Genomic DNA, 20,532 nt, shown 5'->3' on the forward strand with positions numbered 1-20,532 from the left:
CCTTCACCGCGGAGCGGAGGCGGAAATGAGTGATCTCCCCGAGCGAGCAGACGTCGTCGTCATCGGAGCCGGGATCGTGGGTAGTTCCCTGGTCCGTCACCTCGCCGAGCTGGGCCGGCGCGATCTGCTGCTGATCGACAAGGGCCCGCTCCCCGAACCCGGAGGTTCCACCGACCACGCGTCCAACTTCGTCTTCCCGGTCGACCACTCCAAGGAGATCACCGAGCTGACCCTGGACTCGATGCGCCAGTACGCCGAGCTCGACGTCCTGACCACGTGCGGCGGCATCGAGGTCGCCCGCAGCGAGGAGCGGCACCAGGAGCTGAGGCGCCGCCTGACCTCGTCCCTGGCGTGGGGCGTCGAGGCCGAGCTGATCGGTCCGGCTCGGATCAAGGAGCTGGTCCCCTGGATCCGCGAGGACCTGCTGCGCGCCGGTTTCCACACGCCCACCGGCGCCATCGTCGACCCCGTGCGCGCGGGCGAGCTCATGCGCCGCCACGCGATCGACCGTGGCGCACTCACCGTCGCGGACGGGACCGAGGTCACCGGCATCGACACCGTCGAGGGTCCGGACGGGCGGCCTCGCGTCACCGGGATCCGCACCAGCCGCGGCCGGGTCGCCACTGAAACCGTCGTGGTGGCCTGCGGCGTGTGGAGCCCCGCCGTCGCCGCGCTCGCGGGCGCCCGCATCCCGCTCACCCCGGCGGTGCACCAGATGATGGATGTCGGTCCGATCCCCGAGCTGGCCGCCACGGACTCCGTCATCAGCTTCCCGCTGGTGCGGGACATGGACGAGAAGATGTACGAGCGCCAGCGCGGGGCCGACCTGGAGGTGGGCTCGTACGCGCACCGCCCGATCCTGCACCGTCCGCTCGAGATCCCGCCGCTCGGCGTCGGCCCGCAGACCTCGCCGACGCGGATGCCCTTCACCGAAGCGGACTTCGTGCCGCAGCTGCGCGCCGCGCGTCAGCTGTTCCCCTCGCTGCTCGACCGCGACGACGTCCGGACGACGGACGCGATCAACGGCCTGCTCTCCCTCACCCCGGACGGTTCGCCCGTGCTCGGCGAGACGCCCGAGGTCCGGGGCCTGTGGTCGGCGGCCGCGGTGTGGATCAAGGAGGGCCCGGGCGTGGGCCGTGCCGTGGCGGAGCTGCTCACCCACGGCATCAGCGAGATCGACGTCCACGGCGCGGACATCGCCCGGCTCTACCCCCACCAGCGCACCGAGCACCACGTCCGCGCCCGCGCCGCCGAGGGCTTCCCGAAGATCTACGGGATCAGCCATCCCCGCGAGCAGTGGGAGTCCAACCGCCCGATCCGCACCAGCCCGTTCTACCCCCGTGAGGCGGACCTCGGCGCGGTGTTCTTCGAGGCCGGCGGCTGGGAGCGACCGCAGTGGTACGGCGCCAACGACGCCCTGCTCGCCGAGTACGGCGACCGCACGGCCGACCGGCAGCACGAGTGGGACGCCCGGTGGTGGTCACCGATCATCGAGGCCGAGCACCTGGCGATGCGGGACCGGGCGGCCCTGTTCGACCTCTCCGGGTTCGCCGTCTTCGACATCACGGGCCCCGCCGCCCTCGACTACCTCCAGCGGCTGGCCATGGCGCAGGTCGACCGGCCCGTCGGACGGGTGATCTACACACCGCTGCTCGACCCCGAGGGCGGCTTCCGGGCGGACCTGACGATCGTCCGGCTGGGGGAGCACCGGTACCGGGTGATCACCGGAGCGGCCGACGGACCCCGCGACCTCGCGTGGTTCAGGGGTCACCTGCCGGAGGACGGCTCGGTGACGCTGACGGACCTCACGTCGGCCACCTGCGCGCTCGGCCTGTGGGGGCCGCGGGCGCGCGACATCGTCTCCGCGCTGACCGACGACGACCTCTCCACCGACGCCTTCGGGTTCGCCACCGCGCGCGAGGTGGTGCTGGCGGGCATCCCGACGCTGATGGTGCGGATCTCCTACGTCGGCGACCTCGGCTGGGAGATCCACCTGCCGACCGAGCACGGGCTGCCGCTGTGGGACGCGCTGTGGGAGGCCGGGCGGCCGCACGACCTGGTCGCCGCGGGCGGCGGTGTCTACGGCACCACCGGACGCCTGGAGAAGGCGCATCGGCTGATGGGATCGGAGCTCACCGCCGACTACGACCCCGTCGAAGCCGGGCTGGCCCTCCCACGCGTCAAGGACGCCGACTTCGTGGGCCGGGAGGCCTACGTCGCCGCCCGCGACCGCAAGCCCGCGGCGATCTTGTGCACCCTCGCCCTCGCCGACGGCGTGACGCGGTACCCGACGGGGCACGAACCGTTGCTGACGGCGGACGGGGAGCCGATCGTCGACGGCCGTGGTCGCCGTTCGTACGTCACCAGCGCGGGACCAGGGCCGTCGCTGGGCAAGTACCTGCTGCTCGGGTATCTGCCGCCCGCGTACGCCGCGGAGGGCACGCGGCTCACCGTGGACTACCTGGGCGAGCGGCTCCCGGTCGATGTGCTCACGGTCGGCCGCAGCGCACCGTTCGACCCGGACCACAGCCGACTGAAGGCCTGAGCCCGAGTCGCTGCCCCGGGCTGGCTCAGCCCGCACCGGAGCCGAGTCGGCGCGAGATCTCGCCGGCGCCCCGCAGCACCGCGTCGCGGACCCGAGGAAACTCCTCCTCCGTGAGGCGGTAACCCGGCCCGGCGGCGCTGAGCGCGGCGATCACGGCGCCGGTGTGGTCACGGATCGGGGCGGCCACCGCGCGCAGACCCTCCTCGTACTCCTCGTGCGCGTAGGCGTAACCCTGCTCGCGCACCTCCTGCAGCGCCCGCCGCAGCTCGGTCGCCGTCGTGATCGTCCGGTCGGTGAACCGCTCCAGCCGCCTGGCCAGCAGGAGGCGCTGCTCCGCCTCCGGCACGAACGCCAGCAGGACCTTGCCGTTGGAGGTGGCGTGCGGGGGCGTCCGCTGACCGATCCAGTTGCGGGTCGCGACGGTGGTCGACCCCTCCGCCTGGCACACGTTGACCGCCATCCCGGAGTGCAGCATCGCCACGTTGCACGTCTCGTCCAGCTCGACGGCGAGCTGGTTGCACACCGGCTGCGCCTCCACGGCCAGGCTCAGCCGGCCGGCGGTCGCCCCGGCCAGGCGCAGGCAGCCGACGCCGAGGCGGTAGCGGCCCTGGCCCTCGGGTGGCTCGACGAGGTCGTGGCTCGAGAGCACCTCGACGAGTCGGGAGACCGTCGACTTGTGGACCCCGAGCTCCGCGGCCAGCTGGCCGAGCGAGGCCTCGTTCTCGCGGGCGAGGATCTCGAGCACGCGCAGGGCACGGTCGACGGACTGGACCGGACGATTCGGTCGCTCTGTGTCGACGCTCATGCCCCCGACCCTAAGCCCGGTACGCCGTCGTCCGTGGCCATTTGCCGTTGCGCTATGCGCAACCCATTGCGCAGAGCGCAACCCACTGTTAGGAAGGGGGTGATGTGAATCACCATTGGCAGGAGCTCACGATGCCCATCAACCCAACGCCCCAGGTCCTCCTCTACCCACGCATCCGCAAGTCCCCCTTCTTCCACGCCTCACGCCAGCACGGCGTGGCCATGTACAGCGTCTACAACCGCACGTACCACGCCCGGAACTACGGCGATCCCATCGGCGAGTACTGGGCTCTGCTGACCGGCGTGACCCTGTGGGACGTCGGCGTGGAGCGTCAGATCGAGATCACCGGGCCGGACGCGTTCGACTTCACGAACTACCTCGTCACCCGTGACCTCAGCCGGTGCGACGTCGGCCAGTGCAAGTACGTCTTCCTCACCGACGACGACGGCGGGATCCTCAACGACCCGGTGCTGCTGCGGCTCGGCGAGAATCACTTCTGGCTCTCCCTCGCCGACAGCGACATCCTGCTGTGGGCGCGTGGGGTCGCCCACGGCTCCGACTTCGACGTGCAGATTCACGAGGCGGACGTCGGCCCGGTCCAGGTCCAGGGGCCGAAGTCGGTCGACGTCATGAGTGACCTCTTCGGGCCCAGCGTGCTCGAGATCGACTACTACCGGCTGCGCGAGTACGAGCTCGACGGGATGCACCTGGTGGTCTCCCGCACCGGGTACAGCGGCGAGGCCGGGTTCGAGATCTACGTCAAGAACGCCAGCCGGGACGGCGTCCGGCTCTGGGAGCGCGTGTGGGAGGCCGGTCGTCCCTACGACATGCGGCCGATCGGTCCCTGCCACATCCGCCGGATCGAGGCCGGCATGCTCGCGCACGGCGCGGACATCACCTTCGGCACGAACCCGTTCGAGATCGGGATGGGCTACGACTGGATGGTCAACCTCGACCAGGACGCCGACTTCATCGGCAGGGCCGCGCTCCAGCGGATCAAGGACGAGGGCGTCCACCGCCGGATGGTGGGCGTCGAGATCGCCGGCGAGCGGCTCGGGAGCTACGTCGACGGCTCGATGATCGAACCGTTCGAGGTGTCCGTCGACGGCGCGGTGGTCGGCGAGGTGACCTCGGCGTGCTGGTCGCCACGGCTGGAGAAGAACATCGGCCTGGCGATGCTGCCCGTCGAGCTCGGTGAGGTCGGCACGGAGGTCGCGGTGACCACCCCGGCCGGGCGGGTCTCCGCCGTCGTCGTGCCCAAGCCGTTCGTGGACCCGACCAAGGAGCGGCCCAAGCAGAGTCTCCGGCTTGGTGGTGTCGACGCCGTCCCGGCCGGTGCGAGCGCCCAGAACGGCGCGAACGGCGCGAACGGCGCGCCGGTCGGCGACCGCTCGAGCAGCGAGGCGGCGCCGGCGCTCAGCGGTCACTAGCTCGGCCCAGGGTGACTGGGGCTCCGGGGCGGCGCGCATGCGCCGCCCCGGTCCCTATGTCTCGCCCACCTGGTGGGGCAGCCGCGCGACGCGTGCCGCCTCGACCTCGTCGCGCTGCTTCGTCCGGAGACCCGTGGCGTACTCGCGGTCGCGCCGCGTCACCAGCACGGCAGCGAGGAACCGCTCCGGGTGCGTGCCCCAGGGCGGGGGAGGTGAGACGAGCGGCTCGACGCGGGCCGCCAGGTTCCGCGCCATCTCCGCCCGGGCGCCCGGTTCCATCGAGCCGGTGCGGCCCAGGAACCGGCGGGCCGCGAGCCCGAGGCCGTCGGGCAGGGCGCGGATGTCGGCGGACGAGGCCCAGTCGGCCAGCTCCGGCGGCATGATCAGCGGCGGCTGCCGGCGTTCGTCGCCACGCACCCGCACGGCGTAGGTGCCGGCGAGGATGTCGCCGACGCGCTTGCCGCGGCGGGTCAGGGCCGCGGTGATCACGGCGGCGCACCCGGCGGTCATCCACAGGTCGCCGATGCCGACGAGCGCGCGCACGAGGGCGTGACGGAACCGGATCGGGCCGCCGTCGTCGCGCACCACGCGGATGCCGGTGGCGAGCTTGCCGAGCGACCGGCCACGGGTGAGGGTCTCTACGACGACGGGCGTGAGGACGAGGATGGTCGCGATGAAGACGACGCTCACGGTGCCCTGCTGCGCCGGGTTGAGCTGGCTGAGGAGCGGTTCGCCGACGAGCAGCAGGAGGTAGCCCGCCGTCGCGGTCACCGCGGCGTCGAGGACCGCGCCGACCGCCCGGACACCCACCGACGCCGGACGTGACTCGAGCGCCACGGCCTCGCCGGTGACGATCAGGTCGTCCTGCAGGCGTGCGTTCACCAGCGCCGCCTGGGGACCGGACGCGTGACTGCTCACATGTGCGAGGCTACCGCCGTGGACACGGACGCCTTCGCCGCCGTGCACGAGCCCGAGTGGCGGCGCCTCGAGGAGCTGACCGGCCAGCGCCGGCTGACGGGACCCGAGGCCGACGAGTTGGTGCGCCTGTACCAGACCACCGCGGGGCACCTGTCCACGCTGCGGAGCTCGGCTCCGGACCCGCACCTGGTCAGCCGGCTCTCGGTGCTGCTCGGACAGGCGCGCGGACGAGTCGCCGGCACGCACGAGCTGCGGCTCTCCGACGTCGTGCGGTTCTTCGCCGTCTCCGTGCCCGCCGCGTTCTACCGGGTGCGGTGGTGGACCGTCGTCGTCGCCACCCTGTGGATCGCGCTCGGTGCGGTCGTGGCCGTGCACACCGCCAGGACGCCGGAAGCCATGGCCCAGCTCGGCACTCCCACCCAGCTCGAGCGCTACGCGCGCGACGCGTTCGCCGCCTACTACAACAACTACCCGGCGCCCGACTTCGCGGCACAGGTGTGGACGAACAACGCGTGGATCGCGGCCCAGTGCATCGGTCTCGGCATCACCGGCGTCTTCCCGCTCTACGTGCTCTACCAGAACGCCGTCGGCGTGGGCCAGACGGCCGCGATCATGGACGTCTACGGCGACCTCGACGTCTTCTTCGCGCTCATCCTTCCCCACGGGCTCATGGAGCTCACCGCCGTCTTCGTCGCGGGCGGCACCGGGCTGAAGCTGTTCTGGACCCTCGTCGCGCCCGGCCGGCGCACCCGCGGCTACGCCCTCGCGCAGGAGGGACGCTCGCTCGTCACCGTGGCTGTCGGTCTGGTCGTCGTCCTCGGTGTCTCCGGGCTCGTCGAGGGCTTCGTCACCGGCTCGTTCCTGCCCACCTGGGCCGAGCTGACCATCGGCGCCCTCGTGCTCGGCGCCTACTGGACCTACACGCTCGTGCCGGGCCGCCGCGCGGTCAGGGCGGGCGAGACCGGCGACCTCGAGCAGGACCTCGCCGGACACACCCTCGCCCAGGCCGGCTGAGGCCGGCTGAGGCCGGCTGAGTCCGGCGCAGGCGTGCGCACCCACGGCAGTCGGCACGCACGGGAGTCGGCGACGGCGGCCGGCCCGTCTGCGCCGGTGGTGAAATCACATCGTGAGGCGGCGGTCCGCTGCCGTATTCTGGAGGGTCGGCGTTCGCGCCGTCCGTTCGGACAGACCTATCAGACGCACACCCAGACGGGGAGGATCGACCGTGGCCGGCACCAAGGCACCCGGGGCCAAGAAGCCCACCGCGGCGCAGCGGGCCAAGGCCGAGGCCGATGCGCGCAAGGTGATCGCCCGCAACAAGAAGGCGCGTCACGACTACCACATCGACGAGACGTTCGAGGCCGGGATCGCCCTGACCGGCACCGAGGTCAAGGCTCTCCGGATGGGGCGAGCCTCCCTGATCGAGGGATGGATCGAGGTCACCGGCGGGGAGGCGTGGCTGCACAACGTGCACATCCCGGAGTACTCCCAGGGCTCGTGGACGAACCACGGCCCCCGACGCAAGCGCAAGCTGCTGCTGCACAAGGATGAGATCGTCAGGCTCGGGTCGAAGTCGCGCGAGAAGGGGCACACGGTCGTGCCGCTCGAGCTCTACTTCACCAAGGGCAAGGCCAAGGTGGAGATCGCGCTCGCGCGAGGCAAGCAGGAGTGGGACAAGCGGGAGACGTTGCGCCGCAAGCAGGCCGAGCGTGAGGCGCAGGCCGCCATGAGCCTGCGCCGACACATGTAGCGGCCTCCGGACTCGTGGTCGCCGGTCCCGCGGGGGCCCCGGCGGCACGCCGCCGAGACCGACGACCCCGTCCGATACGTTTTGGCCGTGAGAACATCCGCGCCGACCGCCTCCACGTCCGCTTTCGGCCTGCGTACGGTGACGCGGTCACTCGCCCTGGCGGCCCTCCTCCTGGTCGGACTGGCCGCCGGTGTCCTGACCGCCCCACCGGCCGGCGCGGACGAGGACGCCGTCGGCCGCATCTCGCGGATGGACATCACCGCAGACCTGGCCGCGGAAGGGGGCGAGGCCCGCGTCGTCCTCAACCTCGAGCTCGACCTGGGATCCGAGGAGGCCCACGGGCCGTATCTCGTCCTCGCCGAGCTGCAGGAGATCGTCGGCGACCCGAACCACTACCGGCGCCTCGACGTCCGTGACATCTCCGCCTCGTCCGAGACCGCACCGGACGATCTGCGGGTCGAGCGCGAGGACGGCGCGGTGCAGGTATACATCGGCGACGAGGACACCGAGATCACCGGCGCACACACCTACCGCGTCGAGTACACGATCACCGGGCTGATCAACCCCGACGTCGATGGCACCGACGAGCTCTACTGGAACGTCATCGCACCCGGCGGCTTCGAGATCCCGATCGACGACGTCACGGTCGCCGTCACCGGTCCCGCGACCCCCACCGCCGGCGCCTGCTACGTCGGCAGCACCGGCTCCGACCGGGAGTGCGCAAGCCTGACCACCACCGGTGACACCGTCGAGGCGGCACAGCCGCAGCTGGACGACGGCGAGGGGCTCAGCCTCGTGGTCGGCTGGCCGGCGGGGACGTTCACCGGCGCGGAGCCGGAGCTGGTCCACCGGTACACCGCGAGCAACGTCCTGCAACTCACGCCGCTCACCGGCTCCGTCACCGGCCTTGCGCTGGTCGCCGGGATCGGCGCCGTCGTGCTGGGCGCACGGATCCGCGGACGCGACCGCGCCTACCTCGGCCTGACGCCGGGACTGGCGCCCCGCCCCGGCGAGGAGGCGCGCACCGGGCCGGCGTCTCGTGGGCCGGCGACCGTGCGGTTCACACCGCCCGACGGCGTCCGGCCGGGCGAGGTCGGCACGCTCGCCGACGAGGTCGCCCACCGGCACGACGTCACCGCCACCATCGTCGACCTCGCCGTACGTGGCTACCTCCGGGTCGAGGAGGTCGCCGATAGCGAAGAAGCCGCCGACGAAGGCGACCAAGACACCGACGCCGACACCAGCACCGACACCGACACCGCCGCCGGCACCGGCACCGGCACTGATGACGGCGAGGCGACCGAGTGGCGGCTCGTCCGCCTCCGCACCGACACCGACGGCCTCGAGCCCTACGAGGCCGCGCTGCTCGACCGTCTGTTCGCCGAGCACGACGCTCCGACGCTCAGCGACCTCGGCGAGGACCTGAGCACCACGCTGACGAGCGCGACCGCCGACCTGTACCGCACCGTCACGGAGCGCGGCTGGTTCCGTGCCGCGCCGCAGAAGGTGCGCACCCGGTGGGTGCTTCGCGGCCTCGCGATCCTCGCCCTCGGTCTCGTCGCCGTCCCGGTGCTCTGGCTCACCCAGACGCCCGTCGTCCTCGCTGTCGCGCCGGTCGGGGTGGGGATCGCCGTCATGATCGGTTCGGCCGCGATGCCCGCCCGGACCGCCGCGGGGACGGCGGTGCTGGCCCAGGCGCTCGGCTTCCGCGAGTACCTGGCGACGGCGGAGGCCGAGCAGATCCGCTTCGAGGAGGGTGCGGACGTCTTCTCGCGGTACCTGCCGTGGGCGATCGTGTTCGGGCTCGCGGACCGGTGGGCGCAGATCGTCTCCGACGCGGCCGCACAGGGCCGCCCGGTGCCCGAGCCCGGGTGGTACGTCGGTCTGCACGGTGCGGCCCTGTGGTCCGGCGGCGACCGCTTCTCCTCCTCGGTCGGCGCCTTCACGGCGGCGGCCACCACCGCCTCCACCGGTGCGGGCGGTTCCTCCGGGTTCAGCGGCTCCGTGGGCGGCGGCGTCGGCGGGATGGGCGGCGGAACCTGGTAGTCGCCGGCCTGCGGACCGACCTGCCGGCCCGGCTGTGCGCCGGCGCGGGGACCGGGTTACGTTGTCATGCGTCCCGTCATCCGCTCGAACTGCCGGAGGTTCCTCGCATGGGTCTGCCGATCAAGCTCAGCCACGTCCCCATCCGTGCCGCCGCCGGCTCGTTCATCCTCAACGCCGGGCTCGGCAAGCGCGAGCTTCCCGAGGACTCCGCCGCCGGCATGCAGTCGATGGGCGCCAACGCCTTCCCGCAGCTCAAGGACGTCTCCCCGAACGACTTCGGCAAGCTGCTGTCCACCAGCGAGATCGCTCTCGGCAGCGCGCTGCTCACCCCGTTCGTGCCCAGCTGGCTCGTGGGGCTCGGCCTCGCCGGGTTCTCCGGCTCGCTGCTGCGGATGTACACCAAGACGCCCGGCCTCACCGAGGAGGGGTCGAAGGTCAAACCGACCTCCGAGGGCACGCCGATCGCCAAGGACGTCTTCCTGCTCGGCATCGCCCTGACGCTGATCCTCGACGACCTCGTCTCCCGCAAGAAGTAGCAACGGCGGCCGAGGGCGCTCGATGGACCTGGGCCTCTACACCTTCGGTGACCTCGACGCCGGTCCGGGCGCGGCACTGGTCTCGCCCGGTCAGCGGCTGCGCGAGGTCGTCGAACGTGCCGAGCTCGCCGAGCAGGTGGGCCTGGACCACGTCGGCATCGGGGAGCACCATCGCCCCGACTATGCGGTCTCGGCACCGAGCGTGGTGGTCGCCGCGATCCTCGCCCGGACGGGCCGGATCAGCGTGGGCAGCGCGGTCACCGTGCTGTCCACCGAGGACCCGGTGCGGGTCTTCCAGGAGTTCGCCACGATGGACCAGCTCTCCGACGGCCGGGTCGAGCTGCTCGTCGGCCGCGGCTCCTTCATCGAGTCCTTCTCGCTTTTCGGGGCGTCCCTCGAGGACTACGACGCACTCTTCGAGGAGAAGCTCGACCTGCTGCTGCGGCTCGACGGCGGGAACCCCGTCACCTGGTCGGGCCGATTCCGGCCCGGCCTGACGGACGCGGTCGTCCTGCCCCGGCCGACGGACAAGCCGGACGCGGGGGAGCACCTGCGGATCGCCGTCGCCACCGGCGGGTCTCCCGCATCCTCACGTAGGGCGGGTCGGCTCGGCCTGCCCGTCAACTACGCCGTCATCGGTGGTGAGCCGCGCCGGTTCGCCCCACTGGTCGAGCTGTACCGAGAGGCGTACGCCGCGGCCGGCCACCCGAGCGGTGGTGACACGGTCACGGTCTCCGGGCAGGGGTTCGTCGCCGAGACCGACGCCGAGGCGCGCGAGACGTTCTACCCGTACTGGCTGCGGTCGGCCACGAAGATCGCGGACGAGCGTGGCTTCGCCATGCCGAACCGGATCTCCTACGAGGCCCAGTCGCAGCGCCACGGGGCCTTCTTCATCGGATCCCCGGAGACCGTCGCGGAACAGATCGTCACCCTGCACGGTTACCTCGGCCACGACAGGCAGCTGTTCCAGATGGACGTCTCCGGCGTCCCGGACGGCGCGTCGATGCGTGCCGTCGAGCTGCTGGGCCGGGTCAAGGAGCTCGTCGACGCCGAGCTGGCCCGTCCGGCGTGATCCGGATCGCTCGGCGGGGGAATGAACGTGCCGGGGGTGCTGTTCAACCCGTAGCATGGAACAACGGTCCAGCCCTTCAGGGGCAGAACCGCATGCACAACTCCATAGGGGATGATCGGTTTCGACGACGGTCGTCGATCCAGGTGAAGCGGGCCGAGGATGCAGAGTTATCTCGTTAACGCCCTCTGCAAACCAATAGGTGCCGATTCCAAGCGCACCGAGTTCGCCCTCGCCGCCTGAGCGAGTTCTGAACTCCGTCAGCCCGGGTTAGCTCTCGACCCGGTTCCTGGCGTCAGCTAGAGAGCCACTGCTCGTAGTCCTTGTCACCGGGGCTGCGGGAACACTCAGGTGACTGAGCCTGTCAGCGACTTGTCTGCGTGATCGCTGGGGCTGAGAAAATCAGCAGCAGACTGCGCCCGGAGAAGCCCTGTTTCCACGCCGTCGGACGCGGGTTCGATTCCCGCCATCTCCACAACCGGAATTTCGTAGACCTCGGACATCTGTCCGTAGAAGTCGCGGGATCGTGCGAACGAGAGGGCTGGACACCACGGTGTCCGGCCCTCTCGTGCTGCCCCCCGCCCGCCAGGCCGGCCTCGGCGGCGGATCCTCAGCGCCAGACGTCGGCGGCGATGTCGACGACGGAACGCACCTTCGACCACTGCTCGTCCTCGGACAGCACGTTGCCCTCCTCGGTGGAGGCGAATCCGCACTGCGGGCTGAGCGCCAGCTGGTCGAGCGGTGCGAACGCCGTGGCCTCGTCGATGCGGCCCTTGACGTCCTCTGGGTCCTCGAGATCACCGCTCTTGGACGTCACGAGGCCGAGCACGACGGTCTTGTCGCCCTCGGGCAGGTACCGGAGCGGCTCGAAGCCGCCGGCGCGCTCGGTGTCGTACTCGAGGAAGTAGCCGTCGTAGCGGGTCTCACCGAGCAGCTGCTCCGCGACCGGCTCGTAACCGCCGGAGGAGATCCACGTCGACCGGAAGTTGCCGCGGCACACGTGGGTGGTGACCGTCAGGTCCTCGGGCTTGTCGCGCAGCGACTCGTTGAGGAGCGCCGCGTACCGCTCCGCGAGACCGTCGGTGCGGATCCCGCGCGCTGCGGCCTTGCGCATCTCCTCCGGCGAGCACAGGTAGCCCCAGGCGGTGTCGTCCAGCTGGAGGTAGCGGCAGCCGGCGTCGTAGAACGCCGCGATGGCGTCGCGGTACGCCGCCGCGAGATCTTCGACGACGTCCTCGCGGTCGCCGTAGCCGGGCGCGGTGAGGGCGTCCTGCTCGAGCCGGAAGTGCAGCACGGTGGGGGCGGGGATCGAGAACTTCGGCGTGACGTTCGTCCGGTCGCGGAGGAAGCGGAAGTGCTCGACCATCGGGTGCGCCTCCGGGAAGCCGACCCGTCCGGAGACCTGGACGCCGCGGGGCTGCGTCTCCACCCCGGCGAACTGGATGCCGTGGTCGAGGGTGACGACGTCGACGCCGTCGAGCATGCCGAAGAAGTCGAAGTGCCACCATGACCGGCGGAACTCGCCGTCGGTGGCCAGCTGCAGACCGGCGTCCTCCTCCTTCGCGACGAGACGGGCGATCTCGGCGTCCTCGACGCGACGCAGGGCGGCGTCGTCGAGGCGGCCGGCCTCGTGGTCGGCCCGCGCCTGCTTCAGGGCGGGGGGCCGCAGGAAGCTGCCGACGACGTCGGCGCGGTAGGGCGGATCGATGCTCATGCCGGCATGCTACGGGCGCGGCTCGGTGAGACGCGGGGCGGGGAACCGTCCGCCCGCGATGTGGACGCGCGGGCCGCCGTCGTCGGCTGCTTCCCGCCGCGCGGGTGCGAAGGGGTACTGGGACGGCACTCGCAGCTCTGCTGGCGACAGCCGCACGGGTACGCTCGAGCGAGCCCGACCGACGGCCTGTCAACCGGCCCAGCACTCTGGGGGAACCCTTGCTCCGTGTCCTGACCTCCCCGCTGCTCGCGCTCGCCTCGGCGGTGGCGGCGCTCGGGTCGCTCGTCTTCACGTACGTGACCAACCCGTTCTCCCGGTTCACGATCGTCGAGCCCACCTACCGGGCGCGATTCACCGGTGACACGCTGCGGGCGATCGACCGCAACGACCGGCTCGTCGTGCGGCAGGGCCCCTTCTGGCAGCCGCTCGCGGTCTACGCGACCGGGCTCAACGTGCTCAGCACCCGCTACCTGACCTCCCCGCGCTCCCACGCCGACACGGTCGACGGGATCATCGACGACATCCACGCACTCCGGTTCGACCCCCAGCGGCTGCTGCTCATCTCCGGGGACCACTTCAGCGCCCTGTTCGTGCGCAACCTGGGCGTCTTCTACTACCCGATGCTCGACACGGCGATCCCCGGCACCGAGCAGGACTGGCGCGACCGGCAGGCCGTCTACCTCCAGACGCTCGCGCACGCCCTCGGCGTCTTCGACCAGACCGACGAGCTGAGCACCACGATCGTCTCCACGGGCCGCACCGCCGCGACCTGCGTGAACTTCTACCACTATCCCTCGGACACCCTCTACGGGATGCTCTACTCGCTCGCCACGCTGGCCGGCGTCGAGCCCGCGCGCGCGGCGCCGTACGGCGCGGACCGCCACGAGCTCACCACGCAGGACGCCGCCGCGGCCCTGCTCGAGCGCTACGGCGACTCGCTGGCTCGCCACTACCGCACCTACCGTGCGCGGCTGCTCGACGACGAGCGCCTCCTGGTCCGGACCGACATGCGGGTCTCCGGGGCCAAAGACATCACCGAGCGGCGCTCGGCGTTCTTCGACAACGTCGTGCTCTGGAAGACGGCGCAGCTGGCCATGACGCTCGGGCTCACCGACGACGACCCGGAGTTCCTCGCCGCGCTCAAGGCCACCATCCTCGAGACGTTCTGGCTGGAGGAGAAGGGTCACTTCCTCGAGGACCTCTCCCCGGAGTCGCTCGCCGGCAGGTACTACTCCTCCGACTGGCTCATCGTGCTCGCCACCGGCTTCCTCGATCCGGCAGACCCGGCCGAGCGGCACTACTACGCCAGGTCCGTCGACTACATCCGCAGCCACGGCATCGCCGACCCGCTGCCGGTGAAGTACCAGGCCGAGCAGCGGGCGCACCGCCAGGTCCCCGTCGTGCGGCTCGCCGTCGCCTCCTACGGCGGCGACGCCATCTGGAGCTTCTGGGGCATGGAGTACATCAAGACGCTGGTGCTGCTGCACCGGTCCACGGGGGAGGAGCACCATCTCGACGAGGCCGGCCGTCACCTGGACACCTACGCCGACGCCATGGTCGCCAACGGCGGTTTCCCGGAGGTGTACGGCCCCGACGGCGAGATGCTCACCACGCCCTTCTACCGAAGCATCCGCCAGACCGGCTGGGTCATCGGGTTCGAGCAGGCACGCGAGATGTACCGGGCGGCCACCACTCGCTGAACAATGGCCGCCATGACTCGTGGCTTCCTCTCCGACAACGCCTCCGGCATCCATCCGCGTGCGTTGGCCGCGCTCGCCGAGGCGAACGAGGGGCACGCTCCCTCCTACGGCACCGACCGTTGGACCGCCGCCCTCCAGGAGCTCGTCCGGGACATCTTCGGTCCGGACGCCGGCATCTTCCCCGTGTTCAACGGCACCGGCGGGAACGTGATCAGCGTGCAGGCGCTCCTCCAGCGGTGGGACGCCGTCGTCGCCACCACCGAGTCGCACATGGTCAACGACGAGTCGACCGCGCCGCAGCTGGTCGGCGGCACCCGGATCGTCACGGTCGGCCACACGGACGGCAAGGCCACGCCCGAGTCGCTCGCCCCCGCCTTCGACGCCTACGACGGCACCGTGCGGCACGCCCGCCCGGCCGCGGTGACCATCGCCCAGGCCACCGAGCTGGGCACCACGTACACGCTCACCGAGCTCACCGAGCTCACCGCCTACGCGCGGCACCGTGACGCCCGCGTCCACGTCGACGGCGCCCGCCTGGCCAACGCCGCCGTGCGGCTGCGCACCGGGCTGCGCGAGGCCGTCGGGGACGTCCACCTCCTGACCTTCGGCGGCACCAAGAACGGGCTGCTGCTCGGTGACGCGGTCGTCACCCTCGACCCGGCCCTGGCCGAGGCCGTCGACCGGTTGCGCAAGGCCTCCACCCAGCTGGCGTCGAAGATGCGGTTCGTCTCCGCACAGCTGCTCGCGCTGCTCTCCGACGGCCTGTGGCAGGACAACGCCCGCCGCGCGAACGCCGCCGCCGATCTGCTCGCCGACAAGCTCGCCACGCTCGGCCTGAGCCCGCGCTACCCGGTGGGCGCCAACGCCGTCTTCATTCCCGTCCCGGCCGAGGCGCTCACCCACGTCCTGGCCGAGGCGCCGGTGCTGCGCTGGGATGCCACGACCGTGCGCGCCGTCGCCTCCTACGACACCACCGAGGACGACGTCGACGCCCTGGTCGCCACGCTCGCGCGCCACCTGGACTGCTGAGCGTGGGGCTTCGTCCTCCCGCTACCAGCGGTGGTGCACCTGGGCGCGGATGCGCTCGTCGTAGAGGTTCTCGAGGGCAGACAGCAGCTCCTGCGAGAGCGGCTCGATCGCCGCGGCGGCCGCGTTGGCGCGTGCCTGCTCCACGTTCCGGGCGCCCGGGATGACGCTCGTGGCGCCCTGCTGAACGACCCACCGCAGCGCGACCTGCACGGGCGTGGCGCCGTCGGGCCCCAGCTCGTCGACGAGACGCGAGAACTCCTGCGCCGCGTCGACGCCCGTCTCGAAGTCGACGCCGGCGAACGTCTCGCCGACGTCGAAGGCCGCACCGTGCCGGTTGAAAGTTCGGTGGTCCGTCTCGGCGAACGTGGTCTCCTTCGTGTACCGGCCGGACAGCAGGCCGGAGGCCAACGGCACGCGGGCGATGACGCCGACCCCGGCCTCGGCGGCGCGCGGCAGCACCTGCTCCAGCGGCTTGCGCCGGAAGGCGTTGAGGATGATCTGGATGCTCGCCGGCGCCAACGCGTCGATCGAGGCCAGCGCCTGGTCGCACGTCTCGACGCTGACCGCGTACGCGGCGATCCGCTCCTCGGCCACCAGGGTCTCGAGCGCGTCACGCGTCTGAGCGGAGGTGAGCACCTCGGTGGGCGGGCAGTGCAGCTGGACGAGGTCGAGCCGGTCGACGCCGAGGTTCTTCCGCGACCTGTCCGTCCACTCGCGGAACGCCCGCAGGGTGTAGCTCTGCGGCACCTGCTCCGCCCGGCGGCCCATCTTGGTCGCCACGTACACGCCGGCCGACGGGTGCTCCGCCAGGAACCGGCCCACGAGGGCTTCGCTGCGGCCGTCGCCGTAGACGTCGGCCGTGTCGAAGAACGTCACGCCCTCCTCGACGGACGCACTCAGCAGATCGAGGCCCTGGGACTCGCTCACGTCGCCCCAGTCCGTGCCGAGCTGCCAGGTGCCGAGGCCGACCACCGAAACCGCCTGCCCGGTGCTGCCCAGCGTCCGCTGCTCCATGCCGTCATCCTTCCGTCAACGCGTCGGCGCCTCCCGGCGCCCGCCGTGGTCCTCGATCTGGACCATCCTGCCCGGCGGCGCCTCCGGTCGCGACGTCTGTGTCCCTTGTGACTGCTGAGACCGATGTGACGAACGAAGGGCTCCACGAGACCACTCACGGTGTAAGAGCGGGTCAAAAACGCGAGGACACGCGGAAAAACCGGCGCGTGAATGCGACAACCGAGCAACCGTGTGCGTAGTGTCGGCGCATGCGGCACCAGCAACAGGTGCCCGAACCCGAACGATGAGAGGGATTCAATGTCCGTCAACCGCACCGAGCTCGTCGCTGCTGTCGCCGAGCGTTCGTCGCTGACCAAGACCCAGGCCGACGCCGCGCTGTCCGCGCTGCAGGAGGTGCTGGTGGACTCGCTCAGCAAGGGCGAGGCCGTCAAGGTCACCGGTCTGCTGGGCGTGGAGCGGGTCGAGCGCGCCGCCCGCACCGGCCGCAACCCCCGCACGGGCGAGGAGATCCAGATCCCCGCCGGCTACGGCGTCAAGATCTCCGCCGGCTCGGCCCTGAAGAAGGCCGTCGCCAAGTGACGACGCGCTGACGCGCTCTACGCGCAGCCACGAGGCGGGCAGGACCGAGGCTGGTCCTGCCCGCCTCGTCGTCTCGGGTCGGTCGGCGCTCGGGGCGGACACTCCTCGGTCGTCCGGGTGGTCACGTGGGCGCTACGTTGTCCCGGGGCCGGACCGGGCCCCTCAGCGACGAAAGGGTGTGTTGTGGAGGTCGTCATCCGGCCCGACGGCGAGGACATCGCCGGGATCGTGGCCGACGTGTTCGAGCGGCTGCTGACGGACAGGCCCGACGCCGTCCTGGGGCTGGCCACCGGCTCCAGCCCGCTCGCGGTCTACGACGAGCTGGTCCGGCGTCATGAGGCCGACCGCATCACCTTCGCCCGCGCGCGGGCCTTCATGCTCGACGAGTACGTCGGCCTGGCCGCCGACCACCCCGAGCGGTACCGCAACGTCATCGAGCGCGCCTTCACCGGCCGTGTGGACTTCCCGCCCGACGCCGTCCACGGCCCTGACGGCGCAGCGACGGACATCCCGGCCGCCTGCGCCGCGTACGAGGACGCCATCGCCGGCGCCGGCGGCGTGGACCTGCAGCTCCTCGGCATCGGCAGCGACGGGCACATCGCCTTCAACGAGCCAGGCTCCTCGCTCGCCTCACGGACCCGCATCAAGACACTGACCCGACAGACGCGGGAGGACAACGCCCGGTTCTTCGGCGGCGATCCCGACGCCGTGCCCCACCACTGCCTCACGCAGGGCCTGGCGACGATCATGTCCGCCCGGCACCTGGTCCTCGTCGCCACCGGGCCGGGCAAGGCCGAGGCTGTCCACCACCTCGTCGAGGGCCCGGTGAGCGCCATGTGGCCCGCGACCGTCATGCAGCACCACCCCCGCGCGACGGTCCTCCTCGACCCGGCCGCGGCGTCGCGGCTGCAGCTCGCCGGCTACTACCGCGAGGTGTACGCGAGCAAGCCGGACTGGCAGGTTCTCTGAGCAGGTGACGCTCGGGCACCCAATTTACGAACCAGGGTACTTGTGTAAATCTCCGCACAGGCGCTAGTTTACTTAGGCAAGGCAACCCTTACTCCCGAACGTGGACGGTTCGTGCCCCGGGTGCCGGACGCTGTGGTGCCCACGCACGTGGGTCGAACCGGCCGTCGTCGGCGCCCGTGCCGGACGCGGCCGCGGTCGCATCTCCGGAAGGAACGTCATGATCAGTGCTTCGAGGTTGGCCGGTCTCACCCTCTGCGGGTTCCTCGCCGTCGGGCTCGTCGGCTGCTCGTCGGCGGTGCCGGACGAGCCGGAGCAGGTCGCGAGCGGCACGTCGGACGACTGGACGCCGGTCACCATCGAGCACGCGCTCAGTACCACCACCATCGATGACCGGCCGGAGCGGGTCGCGACCGTCGCCTGGGCGAACCACGAGATTCCGCTCGCCCTCGGCGTCGTCCCCGTCGGCATGGCCGCCAGCACCTGGGGCGACGACGACGGCGACGGCGTGCACCCGTGGGTGGAGGAGCGACTCGAGGAGCTGGACGCGCAGACCCCGGTCCTCTTCGACGAGACCGACGGGATCGACTTCGAGGCGGTCGCGAACACCCGCCCCGACGTGATCCTCGCCGGCTACTCCGGTCTCAGCCAGGAGGACTACGACACCCTGAGCAAGATCGCGCCGGTGGTCGCCTACCCCGAGGCGCCCTGGGCGACGCCGTGGCGGGAGACCGTCGAGATCAACAGCAAGGCGCTGGGCATGGCAGACGAGGGCGCGCAGCTCATTGCCGACATCGAGGCCGGCATCGCGGACGCCGTCGCGGAGCACCCGGAGCTCGAGGGTGCCACCGCGATGATGGTCACCCACGTGGATGTGAACGACCTGAGCGAGATCAGCTTCTACTCCGCCCACGACACGCGCAGCAAGTTCTTCGAGGACCTCGGCATGGAGGTCCCGGCCAGCCTCGAGGAGCTGTCCGCGGGCAGCGACTCTTTCAGCGGCAGCCTGAGTGCGGAGCGGGCCGACGTGTTCGAGGACGTGGACATCTTCGTGACCTACGGGGGCCAGGACCTGATCGACGCGCTCGAGGCCGACCCGCTGCTGTCGCAGCTGCCTGCCGTCGAGAACGGCGCCATCGTGACCCTGCCCGGCGACTCGCCCCTCGGTACCGTCGCGAACCCCACGGCGCTCCAGGTCTCCTCGATGGTCGACGACTACGTCGAGCTGCTCGCCGAGGCCGCGAGGGCCTCCGCGGGCGAGTGACGCACGGCAGCACGAGCGTGACGCCGTGACCACGCCCGCCACCGAGATGTCCGCCAGCGCCCCGGCAGCCACCGACGTGCCCGCTGCCGGCCTCGCCGCCGTGCGCCGGCCGCGACGGATGCGCGTGCTGTCGCTGCTGGCCCTGCTCGCGGCGCTGGTCGTGCTGGCCGTCGTGTCGGTCGCGATCGGCTCTCGGGACGTCGGCTGGGACGACATCGGCGCCGCGCTCGGGGGCTCTGCCGAGGGCTTCGACCGCGCCGCGATCACCCGGCGCATCCCACGTACCCTGCTCGCCGTGCTCGCGGGTGCGGCGCTCGCGGTCTCCGGATGCGTGATGCAGGGCGTCACCCGGAACCCGCTCGCCGATCCCGGCATCCTCGGTGTGACCATGGGGGCCTCGCTCGCCGTCGTCATCGGGATCGCCTGGTTCTCGCTGACCACCGTGACCGGCTTCATCTGGACCGGGATCGTCGGGGCCGGGGTGACGGCCACGATGGTGTACATCCTCGGCTCGGCCGGTCGCGGCGGTGCGACACCACTCAAGCTGGCCCTCGCGGGCGTCGCGACCTCCGCCGCGTTCGCCTCCTTCATCACGGCGGTGGTACTGCCCCGCAACGACATCGCCGCGAGCGTCCGGTCGTGGCAGATCGGGGGCGTCGGCGGCGGCACGTTCTTCTCGATCTCTCAGGTGCTCCCCTTCCTCGTGGTCGGCGCGGTGATCTGCCTGCTCGCCGCCCGGACGCTGAACACGCTCGCGCTCGGCGACGATCTCGCCTCGGGGCTGGGAACGCGGGTCGCCCTCACCCGCGGGATCGCCTCGTTCGGCGCCGTCGTGCTGTGCGGTGCGGTGACGGCTGTTGCCGGTCCGATCGGGTTCGTGGGACTTGTCGTGCCGCACCTGGTCCGGCTGCTGGTGGGGCCGGACCACCGGTGGCTCCTGCCGCTGTCCGCCGTCGCCGGCTCCTGCCTGCTCGTTGGGGCCGACGTGCTCGGCCGGGTCGTCGCCCGGCCGACGGAGATCGATGTCGGCATCATCACCGCCGTCGTCGGTGCCCCGTTCTTCATCGCCGTCGTCCGCCGGCAGAAGGCGCGGGGGCTGTGACGGCCCCACCCGCCCGGGCGGCCGCTCGCGGCGCCCCTGGACGCAGCGCCACGGAGGCCGTCGCC

General features: G+C 71.5%; 17 protein-coding genes and 1 other RNA gene. 14 read left to right on the forward strand and 4 right to left on the reverse strand.

What is annotated here, in order from left to right:
- Positions 1–25: 25 nt before the first annotated feature.
- The gene (locus tag ABD907_RS20890; RefSeq protein WP_345219208.1) at positions 26–2,545 is read left to right on the forward strand and encodes a GcvT family protein; all 2,520 of its coding nucleotides are present in this window, start codon (positions 26–28) and stop codon (positions 2,543–2,545) included.
- 25 nt (positions 2,546–2,570) lie between these two features.
- Here the strand turns inward: ABD907_RS20890 and ABD907_RS20895 are convergent, their stop codons facing one another.
- Positions 2,571–3,350, reverse strand: coding sequence for an IclR family transcriptional regulator (locus ABD907_RS20895; protein ID WP_345219209.1), 780 nt, complete (start codon positions 3,348–3,350; stop codon positions 2,571–2,573).
- Between the two features lie 131 nt (positions 3,351–3,481).
- Between ABD907_RS20895 and ABD907_RS20900 the strand changes: the two genes are divergently transcribed.
- On the forward strand, positions 3,482–4,780 hold the full coding sequence (locus tag ABD907_RS20900) for a glycine cleavage T C-terminal barrel domain-containing protein (protein WP_345219210.1): 1,299 nt from the start codon (positions 3,482–3,484) through the stop codon (positions 4,778–4,780).
- A gap of 54 nt (positions 4,781–4,834) precedes the next feature.
- On the opposite strand, the gene ABD907_RS20905 is transcribed toward ABD907_RS20900, so the two are convergent.
- Entirely contained in the window at positions 4,835–5,698 is an 864-nt protein-coding gene (locus tag ABD907_RS20905) for an RDD family protein (protein WP_345219211.1), read from the reverse strand.
- An 18-nt stretch (positions 5,699–5,716) separates the two neighbouring features.
- Here ABD907_RS20905 and ABD907_RS20910 point away from each other — a divergent pair, with 18 nt between their 5' ends.
- From ABD907_RS20910 to ssrA, 6 genes are all read left to right on the forward strand, one after another.
- Entirely contained in the window at positions 5,717–6,712 is a 996-nt protein-coding gene (locus tag ABD907_RS20910) for a stage II sporulation protein M (protein ID WP_345219212.1), read from the forward strand.
- Between the two features lie 211 nt (positions 6,713–6,923).
- The gene (gene smpB / locus ABD907_RS20915) at positions 6,924–7,448 is read left to right on the forward strand and encodes an SsrA-binding protein SmpB (protein ID WP_345219213.1); all 525 of its coding nucleotides are present in this window, start codon (positions 6,924–6,926) and stop codon (positions 7,446–7,448) included.
- A gap of 87 nt (positions 7,449–7,535) precedes the next feature.
- Positions 7,536–9,494, forward strand: a complete 1,959-nt coding sequence (locus ABD907_RS20920; RefSeq protein WP_345219214.1) for a DUF2207 domain-containing protein — start codon at positions 7,536–7,538, stop codon at positions 9,492–9,494.
- A gap of 107 nt (positions 9,495–9,601) precedes the next feature.
- Positions 9,602–10,030 carry a hypothetical protein gene (locus tag ABD907_RS20925; RefSeq protein WP_345219215.1) on the forward strand — a complete coding sequence of 143 codons (429 nt, stop codon included), beginning with the start codon at positions 9,602–9,604 and terminating at the stop codon, positions 10,028–10,030.
- Between the two features lie 22 nt (positions 10,031–10,052).
- Positions 10,053–11,102, forward strand: coding sequence for an LLM class flavin-dependent oxidoreductase (locus ABD907_RS20930; RefSeq protein ID WP_345219216.1), 1,050 nt, complete (start codon positions 10,053–10,055; stop codon positions 11,100–11,102).
- Between the two features lie 107 nt (positions 11,103–11,209).
- Positions 11,210–11,577, forward strand: a transfer-messenger RNA (tmRNA) gene (gene ssrA, locus ABD907_RS20935).
- Between the two features lie 132 nt (positions 11,578–11,709).
- Here the strand turns inward: ssrA and ABD907_RS20940 are convergent.
- The gene (locus ABD907_RS20940; RefSeq protein ID WP_345219217.1) at positions 11,710–12,813 is read right to left on the reverse strand and encodes a 5-methyltetrahydropteroyltriglutamate--homocysteine S-methyltransferase; all 1,104 of its coding nucleotides are present in this window, start codon (positions 12,811–12,813) and stop codon (positions 11,710–11,712) included.
- A gap of 218 nt (positions 12,814–13,031) precedes the next feature.
- Between ABD907_RS20940 and ABD907_RS20945 the strand changes: the two genes are divergently transcribed.
- Entirely contained in the window at positions 13,032–14,513 is a 1,482-nt protein-coding gene (locus ABD907_RS20945; RefSeq protein WP_345219218.1) for a hypothetical protein, read from the forward strand.
- 12 nt (positions 14,514–14,525) lie between these two features.
- Entirely contained in the window at positions 14,526–15,542 is a 1,017-nt protein-coding gene (locus ABD907_RS20950; protein ID WP_345219219.1) for a threonine aldolase family protein, read from the forward strand.
- A gap of 21 nt (positions 15,543–15,563) precedes the next feature.
- Here ABD907_RS20950 and ABD907_RS20955 read toward each other — a convergent pair whose 3' ends face one another.
- The gene (locus ABD907_RS20955; RefSeq protein ID WP_345219220.1) at positions 15,564–16,556 is read right to left on the reverse strand and encodes an aldo/keto reductase; all 993 of its coding nucleotides are present in this window, start codon (positions 16,554–16,556) and stop codon (positions 15,564–15,566) included.
- A gap of 297 nt (positions 16,557–16,853) precedes the next feature.
- On the opposite strand from ABD907_RS20955, the gene ABD907_RS20960 reads away from it, so the two are divergent.
- From ABD907_RS20960 to ABD907_RS20975, 4 genes are all read left to right on the forward strand, one after another.
- Complete coding sequence (locus tag ABD907_RS20960; protein WP_345219221.1) at positions 16,854–17,135, forward strand: HU family DNA-binding protein; 282 nt, start codon at positions 16,854–16,856, stop codon at positions 17,133–17,135.
- Positions 17,136–17,318: 183 nt separating this feature from the next.
- The gene (gene nagB, locus ABD907_RS20965) at positions 17,319–18,104 is read left to right on the forward strand and encodes a glucosamine-6-phosphate deaminase (RefSeq protein ID WP_345219222.1); all 786 of its coding nucleotides are present in this window, start codon (positions 17,319–17,321) and stop codon (positions 18,102–18,104) included.
- A gap of 217 nt (positions 18,105–18,321) precedes the next feature.
- A complete protein-coding gene (locus ABD907_RS20970) occupies positions 18,322–19,365 on the forward strand; it encodes an iron-siderophore ABC transporter substrate-binding protein (protein WP_345219223.1) in 1,044 nt (347 codons plus the stop codon).
- 46 nt (positions 19,366–19,411) lie between these two features.
- The gene (locus ABD907_RS20975) at positions 19,412–20,467 is read left to right on the forward strand and encodes a FecCD family ABC transporter permease (RefSeq protein ID WP_345219237.1); all 1,056 of its coding nucleotides are present in this window, start codon (positions 19,412–19,414) and stop codon (positions 20,465–20,467) included.
- Positions 20,468–20,532 lie beyond the last annotated feature (65 nt).

The sequence above is a fragment of the Georgenia halophila genome (genome assembly GCF_039541595.1).